The organism is Synechococcus sp. CCY 9618 (assembly GCF_019038415.1).
Classification (GTDB): Bacteria; Cyanobacteriota; Cyanobacteriia; order PCC-6307; family Cyanobiaceae; genus Cyanobium.
The window spans coordinates 26,257-49,860 of record NZ_JAFKRG010000049.1 but is presented as its reverse complement, the minus strand read 5'-3'; the positions used below and the strand labels follow the sequence as shown (position 1 = coordinate 49,860).

The window sequence follows — 23,604 nt, the reverse complement described above, 5'->3', positions numbered from 1 at the left end:
CTGTGCTCATTTTAATTTCTTTCCGCTGCCGGGGGCCCCGCTCCCCCGGGTGCTCACATTCCTTCAAGCCAGAGCGTGAAGCCCGGGAGGCCCCATTAGACGAGGGCGTTCCCCGAGCGCCCCCGCCAGCCTCTGTGCAGGGCATCGGCCGATCACCAGCAGTGGGGCCAGGGCCATCGGTCGCAGGCGGAAGCCGCGGCCAGCATGGCCGGAACAATGGCCCCCAGGGACCATCGCTAGCGTCAGCAGCGAGATTCCTCGCTCCCGCAGCCCCATGCCTGCGTCGGTGCTGCGCCGCTCCCTGACCCTGGTGGCCCTGCTGGTCTGCACCCAGGCCGCCGCAGCCGGTGCGGCGGCGGCCGACGTGGGCACCCTCTGGCGAGTGCGCGACGGCGCAGGCACGGTGTTCATCGCCGGTTCCCTGCATCAGCTGCGCCGCGACAGGGCCGCTCTTCCCCCGTCCTATGGCCGGGCCTACAGGGACGCCGAGCGGCTGGCGATGGAGCTCGACATGGACGCCATCAGCCCCGCGGACCTGGCCGGTGAGCTGCTCGAGCGGGCCATCGATCCCCAGGGCCGATCCCTGCGGAGCGGACTGCCCGCCCAGAGCTGGCGGGCCCTGCAGCCCCAGCTGGCCGGGCTGGGTCTGCCGGAGGCGGCTGTTGACCGGTTCGAGCCCTGGGCGGTGGCGTTGCTGCTGGCCTCCGCTGACTTCCTGCGCCGCGGATACACCCCGGAGAGCGGCGTGGAGGCCCAGCTGCAGGCGCGGGCTGCCGCCGATCACAAGCCGATCGAGGGTCTGGAGACGCCCGCCCAGCAGTTCGACCTGCTGGACGGCCTGCCCCGACGGGATCAGGTGGATCTGCTGGAGCTCACCCTGAGGGAACTGGACGGCCTCGGGCCCCGGCTCGATGCCCTCGAGGGGGCCTGGCGCGCCGGAGATCTGCCCCGGCTCGATGCCCTGCTGCTCAGCGACTACCGCCTGCGACCCGATCTCTTCCAGCGCCTGGTGGCCCGGCGCAATGCTGCCTGGGTGTCCCCGGTTCGCGGCTTCCTGCGGCGGCCTGACGACACCCTGGTGGTGGTGGGCCTGCTGCATCTGCTCGGCGATCAGGGCCTGATCGCCCTGCTCAGGGGTCGGGGCCTGGTGACGGAGCGGTTCATTGACGGTGCCTGGCGTCCCGATCCCTAGGAGCCTGTTGCGCGTAGATCGCGGCCAAGCTCTCCACAGACGTCCCTGAATCTGCCTGGATCCCAGTGACTGCAGTGGATCTGACCGAGAGAATGGGGCATGCAGAAGCGCAAGACCTTTCGCCCCTGGCAGCCGGAGCAGAACACCCTGCTGCCGCCTTCCCCCCGGGAGTGGCTTTCAGAAGACCATCAGGGGTATTTCCTGTTGGACCTGGTGGATGAGCTCGATCTCTCGCAGATCCTGATCCCCTCAGGCCAAGGATCCCTGCGGGGAGAAGGGATTTGATCCGCGGATGTTGACCCTTCTGTTGCTCTACGCCTACTGCGTAGGTATCGTCTCCTCTCGCAAGATCGAGCGGGCCTGTTACGAGGACCTGGCCTTTCGGGTGCTCACCGGCAACCAGCAGCCCGATCACAGCCGGATCAGTGAGTTCCGCCGCCGCAACCTCGACGCGCTCAAGGGCCTGTTCGTGCAGATCCTGCGGCTGTGCCAGAAGGCCGGGATGGTGAGCCTGGGCCATGTGGCGCTGGACGGCACCAAGGTTCAGGCCAATGCCTCCAAGCACAAAGCCATGAGCCATGAGCGGATGCTCAGGGCGGAGAAGGAGCTGGACAAAGAGATCAACGGCTTGATGCGCAAGGCCGAAATCCTGGATGCCCAGGAGGATCGCCGCTACGGCAAAGGGAATCGCGGTAGTGATCTGCCCGATGAACTGCGGCGCCGCCAGGACCGTCTGGCTCGCATCCGTCAGGCCCGCAAGGAGATGGAAGCGGAGACCGCTGCGGCTGCTGCAAGGCAGCGGCAGGAGGAAGCGGAGGAGGCCAGGGCACGAGCGGCTGCCGCCCGCGAATCGGATGCACCAGTGGCTGAGCAGAGCGAGCAGAACAAGAAAGCCGAGACGGCAGCGGCCAAGGCCAAAACCGCAAGGGAGAAGGCGATCGAAGCTGCCGAGAGCGCCGGTTTGGAACCACCGGACCTGGAGCCTCTGGCGGTTGAGGCGATGCCCAGGCGTGGCCTGGCCAGGAAGACCGATGGCACCCCCATCAGGAAGACCCAGCGCAACTTCACTGACCCCGACAGCCATCTGATGCAGTCAGGCGGCACCTATCTGCAGGGCTACAACTGCCAGGTGGCGGTGGACAGCGACCACCAGGTGATCGTGGCGGTGGGCGTGAGCAACCAGCCGCCGGATGTGGAGCATCTGGAGCCGATGCTGCAGCGCATCGGCACCAACGCCGGAGAGCTGCCCACAGTGATGACGATGGATGCGGGGTATTGGAGCGAGGACAACGCCAAGACCTGCGCGGATCAGGGGATTGACGCCTACATCGCCACGGGCCGGTTGCCGCCCGGGCAGCCTCCACCGCCGAAACGCGGACCGCTCCCCAAAGACGCCAATGCCAAGACCCGCATGGCCCGCAAGCTCAGAAGCAAGAAGGGATCGAAGATCTACGCCCAGCGCAAGGCGATCGTGGAGCCAGTGAACGGGCAGATCAAGGAAGCCAGGGGCCTGCGGCGCTTCCTGTTGCGGGGGCTTGAGAAGGTCGACGCCGAGTGGCATCTGATCGCTGCCACCCACAACCTGCTCAAGTTGTTCCGGTTCAGGCGATCACAGCAGCAGGTGCAGTGGGCAGCCACGGGATGAAGGGTCATGGCCCTGGCGGTGTCAGCCAGCACTGAATCGGCCATCATCCAATGGCACAACCAGCAGAAGACAAGCTGTGCAGCGGCATGCGCCGCGCCAGAAGGGCTGCTGCTCTATCGGCAACAAACTCCTAGATGAGGGGCTCTGGGGTCTTCGATCGGGCGGGTTTGCAGCCAGGCAAAGAATGCGCCTGCTCCCACCAGAATCAGCGTGGTGCTAAGCGCGATTTGCAGCATAATACTGTAGCGCATGGCGTCTCCTTAAGCTTGTTCGATCCAACCATGTCAGTTGGTTTGGGCCCTATCTTGCTCCCAGACAACGGTCTGATCGATAGTGCCTCAATCCCCCATGGGCGTTGAGCGAGAACATCTAGGCCAGGTTAAAGTGCTCCATGTGCACATTGGTGACAGGTACTTCCAGGTCAAGGAGGGCCGTCTCCACTGCATCCATCATAACCGGGGCCGCGCAAATAAAGTAGTGGCGACTGCCTCGGTGCAGAGGAATGTAGCGATCGAGTAGATCCTTGTCGACGTAGCCTGTCTCCCCTCCCCATCCCTCGTGGCCCTCGCGCAGGACGTAGACAATGGTCAGATCCAGCTGACTCTTCATGGCTTCCAGCTCCTCCCGGTAGGTGGCGTCTCCCCATGTCTTGATCGCATAGATCAGCAGGAAGGGGCGATCGTCCTGGCGGGTGATCGCCGTTGTAATCATGCTCAGTATCGGGGTAATCCCAATCCCCCCTGCGATCAGAACAAAGCCAGCGCTATCCCAGTAGCTCTCGGTGGTAAATACGCCGTAGGGTCCATCCAAGTAGGCCTTGGTACCTGGTTTGACATCTTTAATGCGACGCGTGAAGTCGCCTAGGGCTTTAATGCCAAACTCAATGCGATCACTTTGGTCAGCACAGGAAGACATCGAAAAGGGATGCTCTCGCATATGCACTGGGTTCACTCCCAGGGTGAGCCAGGCAAACTGACCCGGCTTAAAGGTAAAACCATCGTGGCCGTAGGGCCGCAGCGCCAAAGTGTGCACATCCCCCCTCTGGACAACAACCTCCTCCACAAAGTAGGGCCTTTTGGTCATCATCCAGGGCTTGACCAGCCGCACGTAGACGATCAGCCACAGGGCAACCAGCACCAGCCCCGACCACAGCACCGCCTGCCAAAACAGGCTCAGATAGTTGCCCACGAGCATGGCATGACCAAAGCCCAGGCCCACCGCGAGGACTGCTAGAAGGGTGTGCAGCAACCGCCAGGGCTCGTAGGGGATGTTTAGGGGGCGTCGCCAGATCGTCGTCACCACCATCACGAGAAAAGCGAGGGTGGCAATGGTCGCCAGCTGAGCCCGCAGCGGCGCCTGGAGAAAATTGAGCAGGTCTAAAGTTGTGGGCTCGTGGATGAATAGAATGATGGGGTGTACAACGACCATGGCAAAGGCCGCCAGGGAGGAAAAGCGGTGAAACTGGATTAGAATATCGATGCCGAAGGAGGCCTCAATGCGGTTGACCCGAGCGGTCAGCACAAACTGGAGCACCATCATCGCCAAGCCGATAAAGCCCAGAGCCACTGAAAACTCGACCCAGAAACTCCGCCCCGCTGGCGCTGGGTACAGCAGAGCCACCAACAGGGGAAATAGGCAGATCACCACGTAGGCCAGAATCCACAGGGTCGCTATAGCGATGGGGTTGTGCATCAGCAGACGATGCATATCAGGCCTCTTTGCGACTGATTATTTCGAATTCTACCAACGCAACCGCAAACTCTATCTGCCCTAGGTGTTCTTCCACAGCAGTTCAGTGGTCAAGGAGCTGTCAGGCCGCTACGGGTTGAGGTGCGACACACCAACCCCGCCTTCAACCTTGGAGTTCCCCCAATTCTGAGGACACCATCCAGCAACCGCCCCTCCCGGTAGGCCCTGCCGATCCCTTCGACTTCCGGCATTCCGGGCAGGCACCCACCTCACCGTGGGCCGGGCCGGGTCGCAAGGGTGAGACCAGCAGTGCCGCGGCATGTCAGCCGCTGCTCCTCGTGGTTCACAGAGCTAGGAGCCTGTCGCGCGTAGATCGCCCTCGGCTCTCCACAGACGCTCCAGAATCTGCCCAGATCCCAGTGGCAGCTATGGATCTGGGCGATAGAATGGGCCATGCAGAAGCCAAGTCCTTCCGTCGCTGGCAGCCGGAGCAGATCACCCTGCTGCCGCCGTCACCCAGGGAGTGGCTTGCCGACGACCACCAGGTGTATTTCCTGCTGGACCTGGTGGATGAGCTGGATCTCTCCGAGATCCTGATCCCCGCTCAGGCCAAGGATCCCCGCGGCGAGAAGGGCTTTGACCCCAGGATGATGACGATGCTGCTGCTCTACGCCTACTGCGTGGGCATCGTCTCCTCTCGCAAGATCGAGCGGGCCTGCTACGAGGACCTGGCCTTTCGGGTGCTGACCGGCAACCAGCAACCGGACCACAGCCCCATCAGTGAGTTCCGGCGCCGGAATCTCGATGCGTTGAAAGACCTGTTTGTTCAGATCCTGCGGCTGTGCCAGAAGGCGGGGATGGTGAGCCTGGGTCATGTCGCCCATGGATGGCACCAAGGTGCAGGCCATCGCCTCCAAGCGCAAAGCCATGAGCCACGAGCGGATGCTCAGGGCCGAGAAGGAACTGGAGCAGGAGATCAACGCCTTGATGCGCAAGGCTGAGATCCTGGATGCCCAGGACGATCGCCGCTACGTCAAGGGCAAACTCGGCAGTGATCTGCCCGATGAACTCCGGCGCCGCCAGGACCGTCTGGCTCGCATCCGTCAGGCCCGCAAGGAGATGGAAGCCGAAACCGCTGCAGCGACGGCGCGTCAACGGCAACAGGAAGCTGAGGAGGCCAGGGCGAAAGCGAGTGCCGCCCGCGAGTCGGATGCAGCGGCGGCAGAGCAGGCTGAGCTGACCAGAAAGGTCGAGACGGCAGCGGCCAAGGCCAAGGCCGCGCGGGAGAAGGCAATCGAGGCTGCCGAGGATGCAGGCCTGGAACCACCGGATCTGGAGCCCCTGGCCTGTGATGCGATGCCCAGGCGGGGCCTGGCCAGGAAGGCCGATGGCACGCCAACCAGGAAGACCCAGCGCAATTTCACGGATGCCGACAGCCACCTGATGCAGTCAGGCGGGTCGTACCTGCAGGGCTACAACTGCCAGCTGGCAGTCGACAGCGACCATCAGGTGATCGTGGCGGTGGGCGTGAGCAACCAACCGCCGGATGTCGAGCACCTCGAACCCATGCTGCAGCGCATCGCAGCCACAGCCGGTGCACTGCCTGAGGTGATGACGCTGGATGCGGGCTACTGGAGCGAGGACAACGCCAAGGCCTGCACCGATCAGGGCATCGATGCCTACATCGCCACCGGCCGCCTGCCGCATGGCCAGCCGCTACCACCGAAACGCGGTCCGATGCCCAAGGACGCCGATGGGAAAGCTCGGATGGCCCGCAAGCTCAGAAGCAAGACAGGATCAGCGATCTACGCCCAGCGCAAGGCGATCGTGGAGCCGGTGAACGGCCAGATCAAGGAAGGCCGAGGCCTGCGGCGCTTTCTGTTGCGGGGCCTTGAGAAGGTCGACGGCGAGTGGCACCTGATCGCGGCCACCCACAACCTGCTCAAGTTGTTCCGGTTCAGGCGATCACAGCAGCAGGCGCAGTGGGCAGCCACGGGATGAAGGGTCAGCCCTGGCGGCGTCAGCCGGGGCTTAATCGGCCACCATCCAATGGCACAACCAGCAGAAGACAAGCTGAGCAGCGGCATGCGCCGCGTCAGAAGGGCTGCTGCTCTATCGGCAACAAACTCCTAGCCCCGATCCCCGGTGCCGGGCAGGACGGCCCGGCGGCGCGCCTCGTCCAGCAGCCGCAGCACCGCCTCGTCGCTGATCTGGTCGAATCGTTCATACCACTCACCGACCGAGCGCAGCTGCAGCACGGCCCGCAGCACCTCGAGCCGCTCCACCAACCGTGCGAGCGCGGGCAGCAGGCTGTGTTCGGCCACCGGCACCGCCAGGGTGAGGGAGGCCGGCGCCGTCAGACTCAGGGAGCGGAGGGCGGCCCGGGTGGTCATGCCGGTGGCGATGCCGTCATCGACCACGATCAGATGGCGCCCCTTCAGGGTTTCGGGGGACGGATCGCCGAAACGCCGCCGGCGGCGCTCCAGTTCCAGCCGCTGTTCCCGCGCCAGCTCCTCCCGCAGGCTGGGATCGGCCCTGTGCTGGGAGTCGAGCCGGTCGTGGGCCCACAGCACCACGCCGCCCGGGGCGACGGCACCGATGGCCACCTCCGGCGCCCAGGGATGGGCGAGCTTGCGCACGGCCCAGGTGACCAGCGGCAGATGCAGCCGTTCGGCGATGGCCGCCGCCACGGGCACTCCTCCCCGGGGCAGGGCCACCAGGGTGGCGTCCGCACCCCTTCCCTGCCAGTCCAGCAGCCGAAGGGCCAGGGCCTGGCCGGCGCTCCAGCGGTCGGGCCAGCGGCGGGAAGTGGTCACGATCGGCGTCCTGCAAGAGGTGCCTGGTCCATTTTCCAGGGGAAACGGCCGCTGCCGGAACCCATGGACCGGGTCTGCGTCGGATCCGCCGCGTCAGGCCTCCTGGCCCTGATGCCGGCCGGCCCCCAGGCTCAGCTCCCATCCCTTGACGATCCGGTAGAGAGAGGGAACCAGGAACACGGTGAGGCCCGTGGCCACCAGCAGGCCGAAGAACACCACCGTGCCGATGCTGGTGCGGCTGGCGGCCCCGGCCCCACTGGCGAAGACCAGGGGCACGAAGCCCGCCAGGGAGGAGAAGGCCGTGAGCAGGATGGGCCGCAGACGGGCGACGGCCGCGCCGTGTACGGCCTCGTCGAGGGGAATGCCTTCGTCGAGGCGCTGGTTGGCGAATTCGACGATCAGGATCGCGTTCTTGGCCGCCAGGCTCACCAGCACCAGCAGGCCCATCTGGCCGTAGACATCCAGGGGCAGACCCCGGAGCGCCAGCCCGAGCACGCCGCCGAGCACACCCATGGGCACGGTCATCAGGATGATGAAGGGATCGGCGAAGTTCTCGTAGAGGCCGGCGAGCACCAGGAACATCACCACCACGGCCAGGGCGAACACCCGCAGGTTGCCGCCGCCCGCCCGGGCCTCCTCCCGGGCCAGGCCGGCCCATTCGAGTTCCGTGGCGGTGGTCTCCCGGTCGCGCTGCAGCTGCTCCAGCAGGGCGATGGCCTGGCCGCTGCTGATACCCGCTGCGGGCTGGGCCCGGATGCTGATCGATCGCACCAGACGGGTGTGATTGATGGTGGTGGGTCCTGTCGCCTCCTCCAGCTGCACCAGCTGGGCGAGGGGAATCAGCTGGTCGTTCCGGTCGCGAACCTGCAGGGCCAGCACATCGGCGGCATCCCGGCGGGAGCCGCCATCCAGCTGCACGATCACCTTGCGCACCTGGTCCCCTTCGAAGCTGTCGTTGACGTAGTCGCTGCCGAAGCTGGCGCCCAGCACGCTCACCAGCTCGTCGAGGTCGACGCCGAGGGAGGCCATGCGCAGCCGGTCCGGGATCAGGCGCAGCAGGGGCGCGTCGGCGCTGAAGCGGGTGCCCACCTGATCGAAGGCGCCGGTGTCGCGGGCGGCGGAGATGAAGTCGTCGGCTTCCTGCTGGAATTCCCCCAGGCTGAGGCGGCCGCCGCTGGTGTCGAGCAGGTCGAGCTCCAGGCCGCTTTCGCTGCTGAAGCCCCGCACCGTGGGGGATTCGCTGACGATCACGGTGGCGTCGTTGATCCGCTGACGGAAGCTGCGGTTGAGCCGTTCGGCCACCGCGGCGGCGCTCTGGTCGGGACCGCTGCGCTGCTCGATGGGCTTCAGCCGCAGGAAGAAGATCCCCTTGTTGGGGGAGCTGTCGCCGAAGGAGCGACCGGCGTAGAAGTTGCCGAAGCGCATCAGGGGTTCCTCGGCCACCACCGCCCGCACCTCCTCCATCACCTGCTGGGTGCGGGGCAGGGCGATGCCGTCCTTGAGCAGCACCACCCCCCGCAGCTGGCCGCCGTCCTCCTGGGGGATGAAGGCCTTGGGGCGCTGCTGGAAGGCCAGGCCGGTGAGCAGCAGGCCGATCAGCAGCACCACCACCACCCGACGGCGCCAGGCGAGCACGCGGGTGAGCAGCCGGTCGTAGGGACCTTCCAGTCTCTCGAGGGCCCGGCGGGGGGGATCGATCCAGCGCAGCAGCCAGGCCGGCTCCCGGCGCTCCCCGTGCAGCAGCCGGCTGGCGGCCACCGGCGTGAAGGTGAGGGCGTTGAAGGTGGAGAAGATGATGGTGCCGCCGATGGTCAGGGCGATCGGCGCATAGAGGCGGCCCAGGCTGCCCTGGAGGGTGAGGACCGGCAGGAACACCACCACCAGCACCAGGGAGGTGGCGATCACGGCTCCCCCCAGTTCCGCCATGGCTTCACGGGCGGCCTGGAGGGGAGGACGGCCGTTTTCGAGGCGTCGGCCGATGTCCTCACTCACCACGATGGCGTCATCCACCACCAGACCACTGGCCAGCACCATGCCGAAGAGGGTCAGGGTGTTGATCGAGTCGCCGCTGAGCCGCAGCACGGTGAGGGAACCGATCAGGGCCACCGGCACCGCCGCGGCGCTGATCAGGGCCAGCCGGCTGTTGCCCAGCCCCAGCAGGAGCACCAGAAACACCAGCAGCACCGCATCCCGCAGGCTGGCCGTCGTGCGGTCGATGCTGGTGCGGATCGTGGCGGCCTCGTCGACGATCACCTGCAGATCGACTCCCGGTGGGAACCGGGGCCCGAGTTCGTCGAGGGCGTCGTTGATGCCCTGGCTGACCTCCAGGGCATTGCTGCCGTCGCGCTGGAAGATGCCCACGGCCACGGCGGTCTTGCCGTTCAGGTCGGTGGCGATCGATTCGTAGTTCTCGCTGCCCAGGCTCACCCGGCCCACGTCCCGGAGCAGGGTGACACCGCCGTTGGCGCTGCGGTCGACCACCAGATCCTCGAACTCCCGGGGGGTGCGCAGACGCCCCTCCATCCGCAGGGGCAGGGTGACCAGCTGATCGTCAGGGGAGGGTGCCACCCCGGCCTGGCCCAGGGCGGCCAGCACGTTCTGCTCCTCGAGGGCGTCACGCACCTCGCTGATGGTGAGGTTCCGCCGTTCCAGACGCACCGGATCGAGCCAGAGCCGGAAGGCCAGGGAACTGCCGCCGAACAGGCGCACCTCTCCCACGCCGGGCACCCGCTGCAGCCGGTCGCGCATCACCTGATCCACCCAGCCGCTCAGGAAGGTGGCGTCGTAGCGATCCCGGTTGGCACTGAAGCTCAGCACCATCAGCAGGTCGTCGGAGGTGCGCCGCACCTGGACGCCGAACCGGGCCACCTGGGCCGGCAGCTGGTTGCTCACCACCGCCGCCTCGTTCTGGGTGTTGATCTGGTTGAGCTCGGGGTTGCCCCCCTCGAAGCTGAGCGAGATGCTGCTGCCGTTGGCGGAACTGGTGGAGCGGATCGAATCCAGGCGCTCCAGGCCGTTGAACTGCTTCTCCAGCAGGGTGGTGACCCCCTGTTCGACCACTTCGGGGCTGGCCCCCGGGTAGTTGGCGCTGACCGTGACCCGTCCCGGGGCGATCGGCGGCAGGTTCTCGATCTTGAGGCCGGGGAGGCTGATCAGACCGGCCAGCAGCACCAGCAGGCTGAGCACCAGGGTCAGCACCGGCCGGCGCAGGAAGGGGTCGGAGATCGACTTCAAGGAATCGCCCGGCTGACCACCGACCAGATGCGCGCGCTGATCCTGGCAGGTTCGAACCGGTGCTGCGGATCAGCGCAGGTCGCGCTTCAGCACGGCGTAGAGGTAGTCCGGCGACTTATACCGGCTGGGCAGGCAGATGTGCAATTGCTCCAGCCGGCTCCAGCAGACCGTGCGCTGGATCTCCTCCATGGTTCGGCCTTCCTTGAGCAGGAGCCGCATCGCCTTGCAGTACAGAGAATATTTCGCCTCAAGCTCGCCGATCGTGGGGGGCTGACCCTGGACCTGGGGCATGGCGGAAGGGGGCACCCGGGTACTGCAGGGGCGCCATGCCACTCTACGAGCTGGCCAGCAGGTCCCGGACGCCGGCTTCCCGCTGCAGCGGCACATGGCCGAGGGTGGCGGCCTGGGCGTCGCTGAGTCGGCCCGCAGCGTGCAGCACCGCCGTGATCCGCTCGATGTCGAGCACGGCGTGGCAGCGGTAGCCGCCGCGGGCGAGCCGTTGGCAGGCGCTGCTGTCGGCCTTGCCGCCGTGGTCGATGAAGACCACCACGTCCTCCACCTCCAGGCCCGAGCTCTCCAGCTTGGCGATGCCCTCCAGCACGCTGCCGCCTGTGATCAGGATGTCGTCGACCACCACCACCCGGTCGCCTTCCTCGAAGTCGCCTTCGATCAGGCGCCGTGCCCCGTGGGCCTTCACCTCCTTGCGGGGATAGAGCAGCGGCTTGTGCAGCTGCAGCGACAGCCCGGTGGCGGTGGGCAGGGAACCGTAGGGGATGCCGGCGATGCGATCAAAGACCAGCTCCCCCAGCTGGCCGGCGTAGGCATGCAGCACCCGGTGGAACAGGTTGGGATCGGAGATGATCTGGCGCAGATCCACGTAGTAGTTGAAGACGGCCCCGGAGGCCTGCACGTAATCGCCGAACAGCAGGCAGCCGATGTCGAACAGGTCGAGGATCAGCTCGTCCATCGGATCCGACACCCCATCGCCGGCCGGATCGCTGCCGGAAGGAGCCGAACTGTCGAGCCGGCGCTGGGGCAGCCAGAGACTGCAGACATCGCTGTGGTCGCGGGCGCGCAGCTCCAGCCAGCGGTCGCGCCGCTCGCTGATGCGCTGCTTCAGCGCGGCCGCGCGGGTGGCGATGTCGTCCTCCACCAGCAGGTTCTGGGGCAGGGGCATCAGCAGGCCGTCGGCTGCCGGGCTCAGGCCGGCCTCCAGCAGGGCATCGAGCCGGTCCTCCTCGCCCCAGAGGCTGCGCAGGATCAGGAAGCGTTCGGGGGCCTCCTGGCGCACCCGGGCCAGGATCGCCGGGTCGCTGGTGCCCACCTCCAGCAGCAGCTGGTCGGGGGTGGCCCACAGCTGGCACTCGCGCACAATCCTGAGGTAGAGGGGGTCGTTCTCGTCGGGGTGGTGCTGGAGCACCCTGGCGGCCGCATTGGAGCTGTGGCAGGTGATCACCACCGCCTTCTCCGGATAGAGCAGGAAGGGGGCGGCGATGTCCTGGCCGGCCAGGGGCGAGAGGGTGACGCCGTCGGCGCCGAGTTCGCGGAACAGGTAGTGGGCCAGGGCCGAGGAACTGTTCAGGTCCCCGTGCTTGGCGTCGATGATCAGGGGAATCTCCAGGGGCACCAGCTCCCGCACTTCCCGCAGCAGGTCGAGTCCGACCGGACCCAGGGCCTGGTAGAAGCCCAGGCTGGGCTTGTAGGCGCAGACATGGTCGGCGGTGGCCTCCACCACCGCCTTGATCCAGTGGCGCGCCTGGGAAAGGAACGACCGCCCCCCCATGCCGCGGCGGTGCGCCCAGACCTGCAGCATCTCCGGGTTGGGGTCGAGACCGGTGACCAGCAGAGACTGACGGGCGGCGATGGCGTCGGTGAGCCGGACGAAGAAGCCCATCGCGCGGAGGGTGGTTGCCCAAGGTGCTAGGCCGAGGGCCGGCGCCGGCGCGAGCCGGTGACACAGCTCTTATTGATGCCGGTGGCTCCTGATGGCGATCGCGGAGGGTCAGACGCTGATCCGCCGGAAGGGTCGGCAACCGCTGAGGCTGACCAGCAGGGCGCCGGCGAGCAGCGGGGTCAGCAGGACATTCCTGACCAGTTCCAGAGGGACGTCCAGGGGCAGGTTGAAACTGATGGCCAGGTAAGGGAGGAACCAGATGGCCAGCATCGGCGCCAGCACCAGGGCGATCCAGCCGCGCCGGCTCGGGCCCCTGGGTTCGCTGGAGAGCAGGGCACCGGTGAGCCCGAGGACAGGCAGCAGGAAGATGAATGTGTAGTCGTAGGAGCGGGTGAACAGGTAGGTGCCCACCCAGGTGCCCGTGAACAGGCAGACAGTGACGGCGATCAGCCGTGAATGGTCCGGGCTGGCCACCGAGGCGATGAAGGCCCGCAGGCTTCGCGGCAGGCCCAGCCGGGCGGCCGCGACGATGCCCGTCAGCAGGAGGAGGAGCTTCGTTCCCAGGCAGCCGTAGGCCAGCAGCCGGGACTGGGTGCCGCTCAGGTTCAGGCTGGTCATCAGGTCGTAGCAGACCTGGTGAGCCATCAGACCATGGCTGAGAAGGTTGCCGGGGGGGCCGGGGGAATTGCGAAGGATCGGGCCGATCCAGGGGAGCACCAGCCCCAGGCCGGCGAGGGCGCCCAGCAGGGCCCATAGCGTTCTGCCCGGGCGCAACAGCCCCATCGGTCCACCGCCCGGATGCACCAGGTGGGTGGCGGCGATACCGAAGAGGGGCAGCACCTTTGTGGCCACCGCCAGAAAGCCCAGAGCGGCCGCAGCGGCTGCCGAGCGCCGCTGCCCGCCCGCCAGGGCCAGGGCGAGCAGGGCGAGGAGGAGGTAGACGACCAGGTCGTTGTTGGCCCGTTCGAGGGTCAGCTGGAAGGGCAGCGACAGATAGGCCAGAGCGAGCAGAGGCCCTGCCACGGCGGGAGAGGGAATCAGCGCGAAGAAGAAGGCTCCGGTGATCAGGGCCACTGCCGTTCCGAGCGCCACGCCCACCCACCCCAGGCTGGCGGCCGAGAGGCCGAGGACCTGGAACATCCAGAGGGCCATCGCCGGATAGGTGAACAGACGGCCGTAGGGATCGCAGTTCACCCGCCCGTCGTAGAGATCGCCCAGGCTGGCTTCGCAGCCGGCGCTGTGGGTGAGCATGGCCAGGTCCGCGAAGGGGGGCTGGAGCATGCCAAGGGGCCTGATCGGAGCAAAGGCCAGCCCCTGCCACTCGCCCAGAGACGGAACGGCGTAGACGACCAGAGAAAAGAGGATGTACAGGAAGGCCGCGCCGGCCACCAGCCAGCCCAGACGGGCCGCGATCGGCTGGGAGCGCAGGACTGGCGTTGGCTGATGACGGCCCATGGGGTCAGTCGGCTGAAGCTGGGGTGGCGGCCTGCAGTGCCGGGTACTCGGGGCTCCAGCGGCAGGCCTCCAGCCGCTCCAGGGCCTGCTCGGGTGTGGCGGCCAGCCGGGCCAGCCCCTCGGCCACCGCCGCCAGCGCCACCGCCTCGGCCACGGCGCGCGACACCTCCTGAACGGCGGCCAGGGGCGGCATCAGCGGGGCGTCGGGGTCGGCGGCGGCCGGGATCACCCGCGCCAGGGCCTCGATGCTGGCATCGATCATGGCCTCGCTCACCTCGGTGGCCCCCACCGCCACGGCGCCGTAGCCCAGGCCGGGGAACACGAAGCAGTTGTTGCACTGGCCGATCACCCGTTCGCGGGGCCGGCCTTCGGGGTCGGCGCTGGCCACCGGGCCGAAGGGACTGCCGGTGGCCACCAGGGCTCGGCCGTGGCTCCAAAGCAGCAGGTTGGCGGGGGTGATCTCCGCCAGGCGGGTGGGGTTGGAGAGGGGCAGCACGATCGGCCGCTCGCAGCCCCGGCAGAGGGCCTCCACCACCGCCTGGTCGAAGGCCCCGGCGGCGGTGGAGGTGCCGATCAGCACCCCGGGCTGCACGGCTTCGATCACCGCCTGGAGGCCGAAGCCTGCGCCGCTGGGGGCCGTTGGTGTGCCGAAGTGCTCGCGCAACACCTCAGCCGATTTTGCGAAGGGGCGGGCGCCCTCGCCCATGCCAGGGCTGCCGCTGTGGAGCAGCCCGTCTCGGTCGATCAGCCAGAGGCGATCGGCGGCCGCGGCGGCGCTGAGCCCCTGGCGCTGCAGCAGGCGCCAGAGCCGTTCGGCGATGCCGCAGCCGGCGCTGCCGGCCCCGAAGATCACGATCCGCTGGTCGACCAGCCGCTGGCCCAGGCCCCGCAGGCCGGCCAGGATCGCGGCGGCGGCCACGCCGCTGGTGCCCTGGATGTCGTCGTTGAAGCTGGGCACCCGCTGGCGGTAGGCCTCCAGCACGGGGCGGGCATGGGCGGCGCCGAAGTCCTCCCAGTGCACCAGGGCGCCGGGGCAGACCCGCTCCACGGCATCGATGAAGCGATCGAGGAAGGCGGTGTAGGCCTCCCCCTGCAGCCGCGGCTGGCGCAGGCCGGGGTAGCAGGGGTCGGCCAGGAGTTCGCTCCGGTCGGTGCCCACATCGAGCATCACCGGCAGGCCCCGGGCCGGATCGAGGCCGGCGCAGAGGGTGTAGACGGCCAGCTTGCCCTGGCAGATCTGGATGCCGCCCACCCCCTGGTCACCGATGCCGAGGATGCCCTGGGCGTCGGTGACCAGCAGCAGCTGGGGCGGCCCGCCGCCGCTGGCAGCGCAGGCCTGGGCGAGCAGCTCCTCGAGCTGGTGTTGCTGGGGGGCAGCCAGGTAGATCCCCTGGCTGGGGCTGCGGTAGGTGTGGCTGAAGCTCTGGATCGCCAGCCCCACCGTGGGGGTGTAGACGACCGGCATCACGGCCTCGATGTGGCCTGCAAGGACGCGGTGGAAGAGGGTGACGTTCCGCTCCCGCAGGGTCTGCAGGTAGGCGTAGCGCTCCAGATCGCTGCCCATGGCCCCGAAGGCCTGCCAGCAGCGCTCCACCTGGGCCTCGATCGTTTCCACCTGCCAGGGCAGCAGGGCCTCCAGCCCCAGGGCCTGGCGCTCCGCCCGGCTGAAGGCGGTGCCCTTGTTCAGCAGGGGATCGTTGAGCAGCGCGGCGCCCCGGAGGCCGGTGCTCCGCTGGCGTGGGGGGTCGGCGACCACGGGAGGCTCCTGGATCCGCTGGCGCCCCCATCATCCATGGGGTTTGGGGGGGTGGCCTGGGATGTGGCCAGGCGTCCAGTCCTGACGTCAGGGAGTGGTCTTAACGGGCTGGATCCAGTAACGGGATGAGTTTGTCCGTCACCTGCTGGACAACCGCCGCAGGCGCAGGATCGATCAGCCGGGCCTTTCTTGCTCGCCAGTCCAGGCTCTTGAGCTGATCAGAAAGCACAACGCCACCAACGTCCAGACCATCGGGAAGGCGGACCTCGAAGGGATAGCCTTTGATCGGTGATATCACTGGGCACAGAAGGGCCAGGCCTGCCTGAAGGATGAAATCAAGCCACACCAAGTTGCCTTGATCCGGAGCATCGCTGGCTGGCATCAGAAGCTCTCTATGCCAACGGCCTCTCCAGCATCGACTGCTGAATGAAGATGTTCAGGAGTGATGTCCGCCAGGAGATCCTCAAGAACACTCAGATGGACCTCCGAGCCAGGGCCAATGCCGACTTCTTCGGCAAGCGCGCGGGATCTGCAGCCCAAGGCTGTTTCCCCACTTCTGGATTCGCGTATTCATGGTCCCATGGCGGCTCTACGGGGAGTAGGCCTCATCCGCACGCAGCCCGTTTGGCAAACTTGGCGACTGCGAGATCGTAGGCCTCAGCCAGAAGCGGCTCAATGGTCTTGAAGGTGACAGCACTCGGATTGAGCACGCAAACCCACGACATCCAGCCGTACACAGGATGTGGCAGAAGCTGGTCCAGCGCAGTGAAATCATGCCCCGTATCGACGACACCGCCGGCTGGCGGTCTAGCTGGCTGCTCTCCGAATAGAGAGCGATACGTAGGCTTGCTGATGCCGATGTTCAATCGGAACACCCCCGGGCGCTGGAGATCGGACGCACGGTCATTGCTGCCGTCCTTGTCCTTGAGCGTAGCGAAGTAGACGCCTCGAGGAAGTTTGCCGCCTGGATTGTAGAAGAACGAGACCTCTCCCCAGGCGGGAATTGGCTGAATGCCAGCAAATTTGCTGGTTATGTGGCTGGAGATCGCGGAACTGTCCATGCGACCTAACGCTCAAGAATGGCAAAGCGCCGCAGTGGCAAATAACCTTGGCAACCCCACACGGGGCTTACGTTCTTCGGATATGGCCAAGTCTGTATCATGGTTGTTCAGCCCGACTTGGAATTTCTCCTTCTTCCACGGCTTTCAAGCAACCGTTCGAATTTGGGAATTAAGGACAAGATCACCAGGGCTAAGACAGTACTCAGGATGGCCGTCGCTTCCCGTCCCATGCCTGAGGCTACGCCGATTGCAGCTGTTAGCCATATGCTCGCCGCCGTGGTCATACCTTTTGTATCTTCTTGCTGCCTTCCCATAATGATGGATCCGGCTCCAAGGAATCCCACCCCAGCGGCCAAGCCCTGCACCACACGAGTCAAATCTGCAATCGACGCTCCAACTTGTTGAGGAATGAGAACGAAGAGCGCCGCCCCGAGAGAAACCAGCATGTGCGTTCGCAATCCTGCTGCCCTGCCCTTGATCTCCCGTTCGTACCCCAGTAGGCCACCAAGGGCCGCAGCAAGCACCAAGCGTAAGATGATGCGGGTAATTTGAGCCACATCCGTGATCTCGGAGAATTCCGATAGCACAGTATTGCGTATCACTTGCCACACGTCCATCGTCGCTCCCTGCTTTGTCTTTGCCTCATTCGGTGCCTTAAAGAGCCCGGCTAACTCCTCAATGGGCGATTCCGATCTCTACGCCGAAGTCGGCTGCAGTTTCTGTAACCCAAAGTGCCCGCAACTGATCAGCAGCTTCAACGCCATGATGCTGCATAGATTTTGGATAGCAGCACACAGATTGTATCAGTGGTTCACGTGCTCGTTAGCCACCTGTTCATGAAGAAACATTATTCGCGAGGACGTTCTTCCGGTCAGCAGCTTCTGGTCGTAATCGGCAGTCACCCATGGCTGTTCAAACGACCGCCTAACGCCCCAGATCAGAAGCGGGTAGAGCTCTGTCCAGTAATAATGCACTTCCTGCTCCCGTCTTCTGAATTTTGTTGTTAGACGGAAGGCCTCTACAACGCAGGTAGCAGCCGAATCAGATGGCCCGTTAGCTCACTTTTAATTCTCTGAAGCATATCTGAAAAGCATGTGGCACGTGCATAGCAATGTACTTGTCGATCTGGTTCATCAGCATCTGGGTTAACCTGGCTATACGGCAGTGTCCAGTGTGCATAAGCCCTCGGATTTTCTGGCCGTTCTTCAGCTTGTGATTCCAACTCCACAACAGGCCTGCTATAGTGAGTTCGCCTTTGAATAAACTCTTTTGGATGAGCATCCATATAACCAAATAGCGCATCAGCGGAAGATGAAAAACTGAGCAACTGAGGATCCACATAGCCAAATGATAAGTAGGTGATAAACGAGCGGTACGACGGCGGGTCTGATGTTGCTTCGGGTCTCTTCCAGCCAGCAAGCTCGTTACTACAAAACTCCATTAGAGGCTTATCTCTTAGCCGATTAGCAATCTCAAACGCATCGGCAATTGATTTACTTAATGGCTGAGTTCCATCATGTATTTGTGAGATTAACTTAGTGACCGAAGACGAGGCTGATCCCTCTAACTCAAGATCTTGTTGAGCTTCTGCCAGCTGGGGAGGCAAAATAGCCTGGCATAACGTTGCGAGGCCAAGCTCGTACTTGGTCCTAAAGTCTGCATATCTTTTGGTTCGAATAAGAGAAGGAACCTCGCAATCAGCCAACAAGACTGGCAATACGATTGTGCGTCCTGCTGATACTTCGGTCCAGTAAGCATCCTTCCATTCGCGTTCTACCCAGCCAGATGCGACAGCAGCCGGACTTAGCACAACTATGATGTAGTCGGATGAGCTTAAGCCTTCCTGGATTGAGCTGATGATGCAGTCTCCGACTTTGATCTGCCACTCATCAAGCCATGGAGAATGACCCAATGTCCGAAGGTCTTCAAAAAGACGCCTGACAAATGCCTTGTCTACGGACGAATGAGATATAAAGATTCGTGCCATCAGTCCTTGGCTGTCCTGATCATTATGGCAGTTATGGTCACTACCCGTCTAACGCCCAAGATCAGAAGCGGGCCATGAGTTTGGTATAGACGATACCATTCGATCCCGGCTTCTGAATCTTGATGTTAGCCGCAATGTCACTGAAACTCATCTAATACTCTGCCAATATCAATCTCTTTAGGTAGCGGAAGTGGCGGAATCGCCAAATTATTATGGCCGCCAAAGTGAATCTCTGCAGCGCGCCTTGCTGTTCCATTGATGGCAAGATACTTTCCATTCTGATATTCCCATAGATGAATATTGGATCGACCGCTCATTGTTTTGCCGTAGCAGCCAATGAAATCCCGGTTGGACACTCGCCGTAGTTCGCAGACAATGGCCGAGCCGGGATAGATCTTGGCATTTAAGTAATGTAGGGTGATGTTATCGGTTTTGGTGTCCGCCTTGTCGCATCCTGCAAGGGAAGCAATTAGCAAGGCTATGACAGGAATAGATCTCTTCATTCTAGTTTGCCAATGAGTGAAAGATGCGGCTAACTACTAAATGGGTGGTTCCGTGATGCACGCCAGCTGAGGTTGCCGGCGCCGCCCATGTAGCTATTCTCCTGCCTGGTGATCGCCAGGAGCCCTCTGGCGCCATCACTTTGACACTTCGCAGCCTCTGACGCTGCGTGCATCACCGTTTCCGCGATGCATGGCGTAAGTCCCCGCGGGATGGGACGACCCGCGCAGTTATTCCATGCTGCATGCCCCGTCTATTCCCGGGGCCTTTCCGTGCTGCCCGAGTGGCCGATCCCTCCAGGGACGACGACATCAATCGTCAGTGCTGCTGGTGCTCTGGACAACACTTCTCGGAAGGCCAGGCGCCTTCACCCCTCCTCCCCCACCCGCCACTGCAATACCTGCCCCGCATGAAACGGCACCAGATCGGTGGCTTCCCCACCGGCGGCGTTGCCGTGCAGCCGGGGCGGCACCGTGTGCGAGTCCCGCACCAGGGTGATGCTGTCTTCGTTCAGGGGCAGGCCGTAGAAGTGCGGGCCGTGCTCCGAGGCGAAGGCCTCCAGGTGCTCCAGCGCTCCCTCCTGCTCGAACACCTCCGCATAGCTTTCGAGGGCGAAGGGGGCGTTGTAGATGCCGGCGCAGCCGCAGGCGGCCTCCTTGGCCGAGCGGGGGTGGGGGGCCGAGTCGGTGCCCAGGAAGAAGCAGGGCTCCCCTGATGTGGCCGCCTGGCGCAGGGCCAGCCGGTGCCGTTCGCGCTTGGCGACGGGCAGGCAATAGAAATCCGGCCGCAGGCCGCCGCGGAACATGGCGTTGCGGTTGATGTGCAGGTGGTGGGGGGTGATGGTGGCCGCCAGGTTGGGGCCCCCTGCCCTCACAAACGCCACGGCATCGGCCGTGGTGATGTGCTCCAGCACCACCTTCAGCCCCGGGTGCCGCGCCAGCAGCGGCGCCAGCTGGCGTTCGATGAACACCGCTTCCCGATCGAAGATGTCCACCTCGGCGTCGGTCACCTCGCCGTGGATCAGCAGGGGCATGCCGATCCGCTCCATGGTCTCCAGCACCGCCCCGATGCGCCCCAGGTCGCTCACGCCGGCGGCGGCGTTGGTGGTGGCGTGGGCCGGGTAGAGCTTGCAGGCGGTGAACACCCCTTCGCGGTGGCCCCGGGCAATCTCCCCCGGCGCGATCGTGTCGGTGATGTAGGCGGTGAGCAGCGGTGTGAAGCGGCTGCCATCGGGCAGGGCGGCCCGGATCCTCGCCCCGTAGGCCTCGGCCGCCGCCACCGTGGTGATCGGCGGGCTGAGGTTGGGCATCACGATCGCCCGTGCGAACGTCCGTGCCGTAGCCGGCGCGACCGCCTGCAGCAGGGCCCCGTCGCGCAGGTGCACGTGCCAGTCGTCCGGACGGCGCAGGCACAGGCGGGCGGGGGCGGTGCTGCTCATCGGGAGGGGTCCATCACGGGAGGCGGTGCCGGCTGCAGCCCCCGGCCAGTCTCCTCTCCGGACGGCCGGGCCTGGCTCAGACGGCCGCCACCCCGAACAGGTGGCCCACCGCGGCGGTGAGGGCCATGGCCAGGGCGCCCCAGAACAGCATCCGCAGCGCCCCCTGCCCGATCGAGGCGCCGCCGGCCCCGGCCGCCAGGCCGCCGAGCAGCATCAGGGCCGCCAGGGCGCTGAGGGTGGTGACCAGGGTGATGCGCTCCGGCGGGCTGAACAGGATCGTGGTGATCGGCACCACCGAGCCCACCGCGAAGCTGGCGGCGGAGGCCAGGGCGGCCTGGATCGGGCGGGCCCGCAGGGTCTCGCTGAGGCCCAGTTCCTCGCGGGCGTGGGCGCCGAGGGCGTCGCGAAGGGTGAGCTGCTCGGCCACCTGGCGCGCCAGGACCGGATCCAGCCCCCGCTGCCGGTAGATCTCGGTGAGTTCTGCCAGCTCGCCGACCGGATCCGTCTGCAGTTCGCGCCGTTCCTTGGCCAGGTCGGCCCGCTCCGTGTCGGCCTGGGACTGCACCGAGACGTACTCCCCCGCCGCCATCGACATCGCCCCGGCCACGGTGGCGGCGATGCCCGACAACAGAATGGTGCTGCGCGGTGCGCCCGACGCGGCGATGCCCACCACCAGTGAGGCCACTGAGATGGTGCCGTCGTTTGCCCCCAGCACGACTGCCCGCAGCCAGCCCACCCGGTGGCTGTAGTGGCGTTCGCGGTGGCGGCGCCGGCCCTGATTCACCTGACCCTGGTCCCTGGCCATGGCGGCTCCGGTGGCAAGCAACGACCCCGCCATGTTCCCAGCCGCAGCCGGCTTCAGCGCGAGGGGCGGCCCAGCAGGAACACCACCGCCATCGCCAGGTAGCCCAGGGCCCAAGGGGTGCCGCTGCCCCAGCCCGGGGCCAGCACCGTGTCGGCCAGGGTGAAGCTCCAGGCATGGATCAGCCCCAGCCAGGAGGCGAGCGCCGCCACCAGGGCGCAGAGGGCGGCGGCCCGGAAGCGCTGCTCGATCACGTACACCAGCATCGCCGCCAAAAGCATCGCCGCCAGGATCTGGCCCTGCTCGAGGGCGAAGGCGCCGGCGGCCCACACGTCCGCCTGCTGCAGGGGCAGGAGCAGCTGGGGGCCGAAGGGGTTGGCAGGGGTGCCGCTGCCCCCGGCCCGCAGCCCCGCCTTCAGCAGCAGGGATCCCCAGCCCGCCAGGCCCGGCAGCAGCCCCAGGGCCACCGCCGGGGCATGGGCCGGAGGCGTGGCCTGGAACGCCTGGGCCGCCATCACCAGGGCGATGTAAAGCACGATCGCCATCCCCGCCTCGATCGGCACCAGCTGGCCCACCACCCCGAACAGGCCCAGCAGGCAGCCCAGGCCCATCACCAGGCCGTTCAGCCAGGAGTAGCCGATGCGGGCGCCCATGCCCTTCCAGCCCGGGTGGCCGATGTAGATGGTGGTGGGAAAACAGGAGCCCAGCACAGCGGCGGCCACCGTGCCGATGCCGTTGATCAGCAGGGAGCTCTTCACCGGGTAGGCATCGCCGGCTGCTTCGGCGCTCTCCAGGTTCTGCAGCGAGCCCAGCAGGTTGAACAGCCCCATCGGCACCGTCACCCCCAGCCAGGGCAGCAGCTCATTGCGCCCCGCCCAGAGGGCGCCGAGCCGGGGCACCGGCAGGTGCAGCCCCACCTGGGCCAGGTTGCTCTGCCAGGTGGGGCCATCCAGCTTCAGCAGGCCGGTGGCCGCCGCCAGGGCGATGCCCACCAGCACCGCCAGCACGCCGCCGGGCAGGGGCAGCCGCGCCTGGCCGAAGTAGGCCAGCAGGATCACCGCCAGCACAGCTAGCCCCACCACCGGCACCGCATAGGTGCGCAGCAGGAAGCCCAGGCCGATGTAGCCCAGGGCGATGCCGGCCAGGGTGGAGAGCAGGGCCGCCCGGGGCAGCCAGCGCCGCAGCGGAGCCACCAGAAAGGCGCCCCCCGCCTCGATCAGGCCCGACCCCAGACACGCCAGCAGGCCGGCGCGCCAGGAGAGCAGGGAGGCCGCCTGGGGATCCATGCCCTGGCCGGTGGCCGCCAGCTTCACCGGCAGCATCACCAGGAACACGTAGGCGAACAGGCTGACCGTGTTGATGCCGTAGGGCAGGGCGGTGCGGTCGTCCCGGCCCTCGCGCATCCCCAGCCGGTGGGCCTGGATGGCGTAGGCGATGTTGCCTACCACCAGGCTCACGCCGGTGGCCGGCAGGATCGTGGCGAAGATCAGCTCATCCGGATAGCCCAGAACCCCCCGGCAGAGGGCCACGATCAGCAGGATCTGGATCAGGTTGTCGAGCCCCAGGCCCAGGAAGCCATCCAGGTCGCCCTTGACCCACCAGCGGGGGGAGACCCCGGAACGTTCAGCCACGGGGCAGCCCCCGGGGCATCCGGTCGGGGAAGAGCACGCCGTCGAGGTGGTCGCATTCGTGCTGCACCACCCGGGCATGGAAGCCCTCCACCTCCCGCTCGAACCGCTGGCCCCCGGGATCGAGGGCCTGGTAGCGCAGGCGGCGCCAGCGGGGCACCCGGGCCCGCCAGCCGGGCACGCTCAGGCAACCCTCCCAGGTGCTGTCATCCCTCTCCTCCCCCATGGGCGTCAGCACCGGGTTGATCAGCACCGTTTCGGGGATGGGCGGCGCCTCCGGGTAGCGGGGGTTGTGGCTGATGCCGAAGATCACCACCCGCAGGGGTACGCCGATCTGGGGGGCGGCCAGACCGGCGCCGTCGCAGGCCGCCATGGTGTCGCGCAGGTCCGTGATCAGGGCCTGCAGATCAGCACGTCCAACATCCTCCACCTCGGCGCTTCTCTGCCGCAGGCGGGGATCTCCGATGCTGAGGACCTCGCGAACGGCCATGGGGGAGATAGGGTCT

General features: G+C 66.0%; 21 protein-coding genes. 5 read left to right on the top strand and 16 right to left on the bottom strand.

Translation table 11 applies throughout. The features are described 5' to 3' along the window. The first annotated feature begins 274 nt into the window (after positions 1–274). From KUG41_RS13290 to KUG41_RS13280, 3 genes are all read left to right on the top strand, one after another. Entirely contained in the window at positions 275–1,192 is a 918-nt protein-coding gene (locus KUG41_RS13290) for a TraB/GumN family protein (protein WP_216904689.1), read from the top strand. A 99-nt stretch (positions 1,193–1,291) separates the two neighbouring features. Beyond that, a complete protein-coding gene (locus KUG41_RS13285) occupies positions 1,292–1,477 on the top strand; it encodes a hypothetical protein (protein ID WP_216904688.1) in 186 nt (61 codons plus the stop codon). Positions 1,478–1,484: 7 nt separating this feature from the next. Then, complete coding sequence (locus KUG41_RS13280; protein WP_216904687.1) at positions 1,485–2,837, top strand: transposase; 1,353 nt, start codon at positions 1,485–1,487, stop codon at positions 2,835–2,837. Positions 2,838–3,206: 369 nt separating this feature from the next. On the opposite strand, the gene KUG41_RS13275 is transcribed toward KUG41_RS13280, so the two are convergent. After that, positions 3,207–4,544: a ferric reductase-like transmembrane domain-containing protein gene (locus KUG41_RS13275; RefSeq protein WP_216904686.1), complete on the bottom strand. Its 1,338-nt coding sequence runs from the start codon at positions 4,542–4,544 to the stop codon at positions 3,207–3,209. A 527-nt stretch (positions 4,545–5,071) separates the two neighbouring features. On the opposite strand from KUG41_RS13275, the gene KUG41_RS13270 reads away from it, so the two are divergent. Both KUG41_RS13270 and KUG41_RS13265 read left to right on the top strand, forming a co-directional pair. After that, the gene (locus tag KUG41_RS13270; RefSeq protein WP_216904685.1) at positions 5,072–5,527 is read left to right on the top strand and encodes a transposase; all 456 of its coding nucleotides are present in this window, start codon (positions 5,072–5,074) and stop codon (positions 5,525–5,527) included. A gap of 118 nt (positions 5,528–5,645) precedes the next feature. Next, entirely contained in the window at positions 5,646–6,527 is an 882-nt protein-coding gene (locus KUG41_RS13265; protein ID WP_216904684.1) for a transposase, read from the top strand. Between the two features lie 128 nt (positions 6,528–6,655). Here KUG41_RS13265 and KUG41_RS13260 read toward each other — a convergent pair whose 3' ends face one another. From KUG41_RS13260 to def, 15 genes are all read right to left on the bottom strand, one after another. Beyond that, the gene (locus KUG41_RS13260) at positions 6,656–7,342 is read right to left on the bottom strand and encodes a phosphoribosyltransferase (RefSeq protein WP_371734147.1); all 687 of its coding nucleotides are present in this window, start codon (positions 7,340–7,342) and stop codon (positions 6,656–6,658) included. A 93-nt stretch (positions 7,343–7,435) separates the two neighbouring features. Next, positions 7,436–10,576 carry an efflux RND transporter permease subunit gene (locus KUG41_RS13255; RefSeq protein WP_216904683.1) on the bottom strand — a complete coding sequence of 1,047 codons (3,141 nt, stop codon included), beginning with the start codon at positions 10,574–10,576 and terminating at the stop codon, positions 7,436–7,438. A 69-nt stretch (positions 10,577–10,645) separates the two neighbouring features. Then, entirely contained in the window at positions 10,646–10,867 is a 222-nt protein-coding gene (locus tag KUG41_RS13250) for a DUF3136 domain-containing protein (RefSeq protein WP_216904743.1), read from the bottom strand. A 43-nt stretch (positions 10,868–10,910) separates the two neighbouring features. Beyond that, a complete protein-coding gene (locus tag KUG41_RS13245) occupies positions 10,911–12,470 on the bottom strand; it encodes a bifunctional orotidine-5'-phosphate decarboxylase/orotate phosphoribosyltransferase (RefSeq protein WP_216904682.1) in 1,560 nt (519 codons plus the stop codon). A gap of 108 nt (positions 12,471–12,578) precedes the next feature. Then, complete coding sequence (locus KUG41_RS13240) at positions 12,579–13,925, bottom strand: hypothetical protein (RefSeq protein ID WP_216904681.1); 1,347 nt, start codon at positions 13,923–13,925, stop codon at positions 12,579–12,581. Positions 13,926–13,929: 4 nt separating this feature from the next. Beyond that, complete coding sequence (locus KUG41_RS13235; protein WP_216904680.1) at positions 13,930–15,681, bottom strand: NAD-dependent malic enzyme; 1,752 nt, start codon at positions 15,679–15,681, stop codon at positions 13,930–13,932. A 100-nt stretch (positions 15,682–15,781) separates the two neighbouring features. Continuing rightward, complete coding sequence (locus tag KUG41_RS13230) at positions 15,782–16,063, bottom strand: type II toxin-antitoxin system PemK/MazF family toxin (RefSeq protein WP_216904679.1); 282 nt, start codon at positions 16,061–16,063, stop codon at positions 15,782–15,784. A gap of 223 nt (positions 16,064–16,286) precedes the next feature. Beyond that, positions 16,287–16,742 carry a DUF6194 family protein gene (locus KUG41_RS13225; RefSeq protein ID WP_216904678.1) on the bottom strand — a complete coding sequence of 152 codons (456 nt, stop codon included), beginning with the start codon at positions 16,740–16,742 and terminating at the stop codon, positions 16,287–16,289. Positions 16,743–16,849: 107 nt separating this feature from the next. Then, positions 16,850–17,359, bottom strand: a complete 510-nt coding sequence (locus KUG41_RS13220) for an MgtC/SapB family protein (RefSeq protein ID WP_254217272.1) — start codon at positions 17,357–17,359, stop codon at positions 16,850–16,852. A gap of 401 nt (positions 17,360–17,760) precedes the next feature. Next, positions 17,761–18,729, bottom strand: coding sequence for a toll/interleukin-1 receptor domain-containing protein (locus KUG41_RS13215; protein WP_216904677.1), 969 nt, complete (start codon positions 18,727–18,729; stop codon positions 17,761–17,763). 137 nt (positions 18,730–18,866) lie between these two features. After that, positions 18,867–19,205, bottom strand: a complete 339-nt coding sequence (locus KUG41_RS13210; protein WP_216904676.1) for a hypothetical protein — start codon at positions 19,203–19,205, stop codon at positions 18,867–18,869. 392 nt (positions 19,206–19,597) lie between these two features. Further along, positions 19,598–20,668, bottom strand: a complete 1,071-nt coding sequence (pyrC, locus tag KUG41_RS13205) for a dihydroorotase (protein ID WP_216904675.1) — start codon at positions 20,666–20,668, stop codon at positions 19,598–19,600. 76 nt (positions 20,669–20,744) lie between these two features. Beyond that, positions 20,745–21,473 (bottom strand): VIT family protein, encoded by a 729-nt coding sequence (locus KUG41_RS13200; protein WP_216904674.1) that lies wholly within the window; start codon positions 21,471–21,473, stop codon positions 20,745–20,747. Positions 21,474–21,526: 53 nt separating this feature from the next. Then, positions 21,527–23,179 (bottom strand): NCS2 family permease, encoded by a 1,653-nt coding sequence (locus tag KUG41_RS13195; RefSeq protein WP_371734146.1) that lies wholly within the window; start codon positions 23,177–23,179, stop codon positions 21,527–21,529. Further along, entirely contained in the window at positions 23,094–23,588 is a 495-nt protein-coding gene (gene def, locus KUG41_RS13190; RefSeq protein WP_216904672.1) for a peptide deformylase, read from the bottom strand. Before def ends, KUG41_RS13195 begins: the two co-directional genes overlap by 86 nt. Between the last annotated feature and the right edge of the window lie 16 nt (positions 23,589–23,604).